Annotated in this window: 5 protein-coding genes and 1 pseudogene; 1 reads left to right on the top strand and 5 read right to left on the bottom strand. The window is 40.6% G+C overall.

All coding sequences use genetic code 11. From position 1 onward, the window contains the following. Nucleotides 1-68: 68 nt before the first annotated feature. A complete protein-coding gene (locus IQQ51_RS17090) occupies nucleotides 69-1,292 on the bottom strand; it encodes an HlyD family secretion protein (protein ID WP_048614890.1) in 1,224 nt (407 codons plus the stop codon). Beyond that, nucleotides 1,286-1,630: a hypothetical protein gene (locus IQQ51_RS17085; RefSeq protein ID WP_048614891.1), complete on the bottom strand. Its 345-nt coding sequence runs from the start codon at nucleotides 1,628-1,630 to the stop codon at nucleotides 1,286-1,288. The genes IQQ51_RS17090 and IQQ51_RS17085 overlap by 7 nt, the downstream gene beginning before the upstream one ends. Nucleotides 1,631-1,866: 236 nt before the next feature. On the opposite strand from IQQ51_RS17085, the gene IQQ51_RS17080 reads away from it, so the two are divergent. Next, the gene (locus IQQ51_RS17080) at nucleotides 1,867-2,760 is read left to right on the top strand and encodes a LysR family transcriptional regulator (RefSeq protein ID WP_193841638.1); all 894 of its coding nucleotides are present in this window, start codon (nucleotides 1,867-1,869) and stop codon (nucleotides 2,758-2,760) included. A gap of 26 nt (nucleotides 2,761-2,786) precedes the next feature. On the opposite strand, the gene IQQ51_RS17075 is transcribed toward IQQ51_RS17080, so the two are convergent. The 3 genes and pseudogenes from IQQ51_RS17075 to IQQ51_RS17065 all read right to left on the bottom strand — a co-directional run. Next, nucleotides 2,787-3,419: a response regulator gene (locus IQQ51_RS17075; protein ID WP_193841637.1), complete on the bottom strand. Its 633-nt coding sequence runs from the start codon at nucleotides 3,417-3,419 to the stop codon at nucleotides 2,787-2,789. 502 nt (nucleotides 3,420-3,921) lie between these two features. Beyond that, nucleotides 3,922-5,202: a diguanylate cyclase domain-containing protein gene (locus IQQ51_RS17070; RefSeq protein WP_193841636.1), complete on the bottom strand. Its 1,281-nt coding sequence runs from the start codon at nucleotides 5,200-5,202 to the stop codon at nucleotides 3,922-3,924. A 563-nt stretch (nucleotides 5,203-5,765) separates the two neighbouring features. After that, nucleotides 5,766-6,245 (bottom strand): annotated as a pseudogene (locus tag IQQ51_RS17065) (outer membrane beta-barrel protein); the annotation flags it as partial. Nucleotides 6,246-6,357 lie beyond the last annotated feature (112 nt).

Genomic DNA, 6,357 nt, shown 5'->3' with positions numbered 1-6,357 from the left:
TTGGGGGGGGGGGGGAGGTGTTGTTATCGGATAATAAATTGCCCACCATGAACTGGTGGGCTGAATTTTTAGATGGAATAGAAATAGTAAATCTGAGCTTTCATTCTAATGATTATCCCACGGATAGCATCAAGGAATGATAGGTAGTGACTCGGTTTTTCGCCGCTTATCCATGCAAGTCCTACCGCCCCTACTGGAATGTCATAACCTTCAGGCTCGTTAAGTTTGAGGCGTACAAAGTGATACTTGTTCTTCACATTTTGTAATGTCGTTTTCGAAACGGATAACTCACGACCCATGCTGCCAGCTTCTGACTCTCCGGTAGCTTCAACTATGCCTTGAACTTCAGCAGAGAATATTTTCCCTGGGTAAACAGGAGATGCGAACTCAGCAAGCTGTCCAGCTTTTACATTACGTATCGCTTGATGATTGACTCGCATTAATACGTATTTTTCATCGGTATACATTTGCATGCGTGAAAGTATGCCTACGTACTGACCTTCTCGAAGGATAAAGTTAGTGACAAAACCATTCGAAGGAGCATGGACTTTTGTTTGAGCTAGGTTCCATAGCGCTTGTTCGTGATCTTCTTTCGCTGAGTTAAGCGTTGCTTTTGCTTTCATGGCGTTAAGCTTGGCTTTTTCTATATAGATCTTTGACTCTGTGACTTGGACTTGATTACGTGCAATTTCATTTGTTAGAGATTGAACATTATTTCTCGCTAAAGACACTTTTGTACGTTGTTCGTCCATTTGGCTTTCTGTGATGGTGTATTTCACCTTCGCATTCTGTGTCACATACCGGTTGAGCGTGCTAGCTTGCAGAGCCAAGTCATCTTTCGCTGAATTCAGGTTACTTTTAGATATATCTAAGTTGATTAAACCTGTTTTAAATTGTGTATTAGAAAGTTTTATTTCTTCTTGAGCGACCATATACGCGACTTCTGCTGCTTGTTTTTTTGTAGCAGCTTGGCTTTCTTGAATCTGATAAACGTCTGAGTCTAATTCAAATATAAGCTGACCTTTTTTTACTTTAGAATTTGGCTCTATGTGTATTTTATTGACCTTGCCTTTAATTTGAGTATTACCCGGTCTCAGTTGTACGTGTGGTGCTTGAACAACTGAACCACCAGATAAATCCATTGGTGTGTAATTAATTAATCCGATCCACACAAACCCTAACCAAAGTCCGCCACCAATATAAGCAAATAGTTTGAACGGTTTGTTCCAAGGAACTCCAAGTAGGCGCAGGATATATATAAACAGTGCCCAAATCGCTAGACCTTCTAACATAATTTATCTCCTTGGCTTTCATCTAATGTGTATTGGGGTTGTTTTGCACCGCCATGCCAAATATCACGAAGACGAATGATAGCTTGTTCGACGTCGAGGAAAGCGATGATGATGGCGAGCACCCAAACCCAGTGCCAAACAAAGCCAACCCATGTAAGCACTGTTATAAGCCCTAGTTGGCGGTGCTCGCTAGCGTGAGCTTTACTTATTGGAAGTTCGTGTAGTTTCCAAAATGCAATAGCTGCGGCGCAAACCGATACGATCAGCACGACGGCGGCGATACCGTGAAGCACAATGTCATTAGTGCTGTCGACAAAAGGAACGCTGACTAAACTCATAATCTTTTCCTCGATAATGTAAATGTTGAGTTGTGGGAACACAAAAATCTGAATTAATTAGATCATAAGAGATGGTACGAAATTCACAGCTCGTAAAATTGCTAGTCAATTAAGGAATAAATACGAGTCTATTGTTGAGTTCAAGGCGAAAGGTGAAAACTAGTAAATTATCGAGGGTTAATTAAAATCACTACACGTTAGCATAATTAACAGTGATCATTACTTGGTGTAAGTCGATGCAAATTCAAAGTAAAGAGGTGTTGTTCTTCGTGGAAGTGACCAACTTCTCTAGTTTCAGTGATGCAGCTGAAGCCATGAATATTCCTCAACCAACGGTAAGCCGCAGAATTCTGGCTCTTGAAGGGAAAATAAAATCTCAATTGTTTTTGCGATCTAAAAGTGGAGTAGTGTTAACAGAATTTGGTTTGCAGTTTTTAAATGGAGCATTGGAGGTAAAACAAAGTTTGAACGCTTTGAAAAAAATCGCAAACCAAGGAGAAAAAGATTCGAAAGTTGTGATTGTTGAGGCGCTTCAACCGTTGGCTATATTATTGATGAATAGTTTTCTACCATTCTTTAGAAAAAACTATCCGGATATTGTTGTCGATTTAAAAACGCTGAAAAATAATGAACAAGCACAAAATTTAGGTGATGCGATTAGATTACAAGGGAATAGGATGGATGTGGAACACAATCGAGTCATTCATTTCCTTCAAGCTAAAAGGAATTGCTATGTGTCTGCTCGATTATGGGTAGAGCATCCAGAAATAGAACACCCAAGGGATATTTTGGGTTCTGATGTTCCTTGTATTGATATCCAGCAACCTAAGCAAGTTGCTGGCAGATGGCGCTATTATTTTGATGGTGAGTACCATGAACTAAAGGTTACCCCTTCGTTAATTGTCGATGATGCGATTAAGGCGAGGGAGGCACTATTGAACGATATGGGTATTTCGTGGAACGTTGATGTCTTGATGAAAGAAGCGGTAAAAAACGGTGAGGCCGTTGAACTGTTTGACTCTAGTTATTCATGCCGCGAAGATGCCTATATCACATACAAATCGAGCAAAGAACTGTCGGAGCCAGAGCAGATTTTTATTAACACTCTGCGCTCGTATTATTCAGTTTGATTGACTTAAAATTGGGAATAGATGAACTACACTAACCCGTTTTTTATCGCAAAAGGTACCAGTTCACTGGCACTGTTAAGTTTAAGTATTTCAACCATTTTGTATTTATGAAACTCAACTGTTCGGCTTGAAACATTGAGAATATTGGCAATTTCTTTTGCTGAATGACTCTCTGCAAGAAGTTGTAGTACTTGCCTTTGACGTGAAGTCAGAATATCGAGCGGGTCTTTCGTTCCTTGATTATTCTTGTAAGCATCCATGATGTCTGCAGCGAGCGTAGGTGTAATGTAAGTCTTGTTGAGAAGTACCGTTTTTATGGCGGTGAGTAACTCTTCTGGGGCTGCGTGCTTGAGCACATAACCATGCACGCCGATATCTAGGGCTTTCATCGCATATTTCAATTCAGGGTGCATAGTCAGCAGAATAATTTTAACGTCTTTATTGGTTGCAATGATTTTTTCGGCTGAGCTAATGCCATTCATTATAGGCATTGAAATGTCGGACACGATAATATCAGGCTTTAGCTCCTTCGCTTTTTGAACCAATGCATTACCATCTTCTACTATGCCAACCACTTGATATTCCTTGGCCAGCAAGTTTTTTATACCTTCAGCAACCATTACGTGGTCGTCTGCAAGCAAAACTGTTTTTGGGGTCATAGTTACATCCTTTGTATACCGTTACTCTTACTTTAGCTTTATCACATTCATCTAACAAGCGCTCGTTCAAAGCATCATAAACGAAACTCTAGTCATGCAAACTAGTAAATTTCCGAGTATGAAAAATCCTTGATAAAGATGACAATTCATTAATTGTAACTGAAATACAGGCTTAAAGATGAATGTTCAATTTATCGGTGATGATAGGTTATTTACAGCAGTTGAAAGTTTACTCTTTCAACTTAAAGAAGTGCGCTTATATAGTGTGGATATTAATTCAGATGATTTCTGCAAGAACATTCATGCTCTGATACTTGATAGTAAATGGTTTCGCGAGTTTACTGTACAATCAACGCCGAGACTGGCTTACAAAGTGGTTGTAATCGGACCTTATATTGACGATTGCAGTAAGTCATCCTTCACGACAGACCCTCAGTACACCTACTTAGCATATAGTGAATTAGAATCTAAGCTCCCTCCCTTACTGGATTCATTACTTTTCTCATGCGAAGAGGGCCGCGGGGAGTAGGTGTTCATGGCGACGATTTTTAATGCAAACCTGGTTTTTACCTTGCGCTTTGGCCGTATACAACAACGTGTCGGTGCACTGAACAAGTGCATCTAAAGATTGCTCTCTATTTATTGTCGTCATGTAACTAATACCGATGCTTACGGTGGCATGAAATACTTGCCCTTGAAAGTCTTGAAACGTAATGTCTCTAAAGTTTTGACATATGGTTTGCGCGATACATTGCGTCTGTTGTATCGACATATGTGGAACGAAAGCGATAAACTCTTCGCCTCCCCAACGGCCAATAACCCCATCAACATCTGAAATAACCTTATTCGCACTGTTCGACAATGCTCGAATGACATCATCACCGACAGAGTGCCCATAGTTATCATTGATCTGTTTAAAATCGTCGATGTCCATCAATAGACAGGTCAATGGAGTGTGTTGTGAGATTTGGTTTTCAGCCCACGAATAAACCGCTCTACGATTCAGTAACCCCGTCATATCATCATGATTGGCTTGGTATTTGAGTTTGTTTTCTAGAACGACTTTTTCTGTTACATCCTCTAGGACGACCTGCACGGCACGCTCGCCCTGCCAATCGATAACGTTGTCGTAGATATTGAAGTATCGACTGACGCCATCTAAACCTATATTTTCAACGACATTACTCGCTTTAGACTGCTCTCTTTCGACGAGATCTAGATATCGCTGCTTTACATGTTGGAGTGTATGAGGGGGTAACAGCGACAGGATTGTGTTCATCGTAAGAACTTGTTCAATCGATTTGCCACCTTGCAGTTTCACCCAAGATTCATTTACGAAGAGTGGCTTGAAGTTCTGGTGAACAAGTATTCCTTGAGCTGATTGTAAAATCATATCTCGGAATATTTGGTCTTGCTCTCTGGCTTCAAGAAGCTTCGAGTAGGTGAAGTGTATATCGAAGAATGTCATTTCTACCGTTGGCAGGGAGCCCCATATAATCTTCTTAAGAGTCAAAGCGACTGGTATCGTACCGAGGTGTTGGTTTGCCATGTGAAGGACTAAAGCCTGCGATGTAGAGTGATCTTGGAGGGCAAGTTCAACCTCGTTTTCAATTTGTACTTTATCGGAATCCGAAAACAAATCTGTCAACGACAGAGAAGCTAGTGCGACAGACTGTTCAGGGGTATATCCAAGCAACTGACAAAGCCCTCTATTAATTCTTACAAGGTTCATTTCAACTAGAATCGCAGTGCCGTAGCATAGGCTCATTTGTTGGTCGGGCATGGTTGTCTTCCTCTCTATGTTCTCATTACATTCATGTATACCTTGGCTTCCCTTAACCCCTGATCGAACTCACAAGGGTGAGTGATGGATTATATAGTTAATGACAAGTGTGAACGATGACGGGTTAAGTATGTACCCATACAAGAATGGAATACCTAGAAATGTTGGTGTGAGTGATGTCATGCTTATACCAATCACAATGAGTAAGTGATCAAAAATAGCGTAGGAAAAGGCTTGAGAACAAGGCGGATCTTTTCGACAAGTAGGTTCGATAAGTTGTTATTCTACAATCAAAAATTCTAACGCGGTTATCGAGCCTTTTAACAAGCTAGGGTGAACAGTTATTTACTACGATTGGTATTATAATTTGAGGATGGTTTGGCTTTTGAGAGGTGCTGTCTTATTGAGAAAAAAACAATCCATTATGACTAAACGTTAAACTTTCTAAGATCTCAGAGCGGTTAGATACTAAACAAGAAGGTCACTGGGGTGCCCATCTTCTACAAATAAAAAAGAGTGAGCGTAATGCTCACTCTTGATGTCTGCCTATAGGAGGCTGTGACTTAGAATCGGTAATCGACAGAAACCATAACTTGTTGAGTATTATCGATTTCTACGTTATTTTCTTCGAAATCTTGAGCAAGATAACGATAAGATATTTCAGTCGTCCAGTTATCGTTGATTTCATACATTGCACCTACTTGACCGCCCCACACAAATTCTGTTGAACTCTCGTTTGCCACTTCACTGTCTGCTGCACCCAATGATACACCTGCAAATAAGTTAATGTCGTTGTAAACAGGCAATATGTAGTCGTAAGATGCTAAGAATTTACTTTGTTCTAGCTTGTCCATGTAACCGTATGTAGCCATTAATCGGTGGTTTTCTTCAAGTATCGCACCACCACGAATTTCAAAAGAAGCATCTTCACCGTTGGTTGCATTAAGGCCACTGACGTCGTCATTTTGATAACCCGCACCAGCACCAACAAACCAGTCCACATCTAAATCAGAGGCGAACGTTGGAGCCGTAGCAAGAGCAGTAAGAAGTAATGTAGAGAGGCGTTGTTGATCAAATCAGCTTGAAGATCAACGATGCCATATTTGACTAGCCGTTAGCTTCTAACGGGCATACCTAGTCCTATGACTTTGTTTA

The sequence above is a fragment of the Vibrio sp. OPT18 genome (assembly GCF_015163615.1).
GTDB classification, from domain to species: domain Bacteria; phylum Pseudomonadota; class Gammaproteobacteria; order Enterobacterales; family Vibrionaceae; genus Vibrio; species Vibrio coralliirubri.
Note: the sequence above shows the minus strand (reverse complement) of the source record. Positions and strands in the feature narration are given on the sequence as shown.

What these genes read in the sequence shown, in the direction of transcription:
- IQQ51_RS17080 (WP_193841638.1), top strand. Translation starts at nt 1,867, where the DNA reads ATGCAAATTCAAAGTAAAGAGGTGTTGTTCTTCGTGGAAGTGACCAAC.
- IQQ51_RS17070 (WP_193841636.1), bottom strand. Translation starts at nt 5,202, where the DNA reads ATGCCCGACCAACAAATGAGCCTATGCTACGGCACTGCGATTCTAGTT.
- IQQ51_RS17090 (WP_048614890.1), bottom strand. Translation starts at nt 1,292, where the DNA reads ATGTTAGAAGGTCTAGCGATTTGGGCACTGTTTATATATATCCTGCGC.
- IQQ51_RS17075 (WP_193841637.1), bottom strand. Translation starts at nt 3,419, where the DNA reads ATGACCCCAAAAACAGTTTTGCTTGCAGACGACCACGTAATGGTTGCT.
- IQQ51_RS17085 (WP_048614891.1), bottom strand. Translation starts at nt 1,630, where the DNA reads ATGAGTTTAGTCAGCGTTCCTTTTGTCGACAGCACTAATGACATTGTG.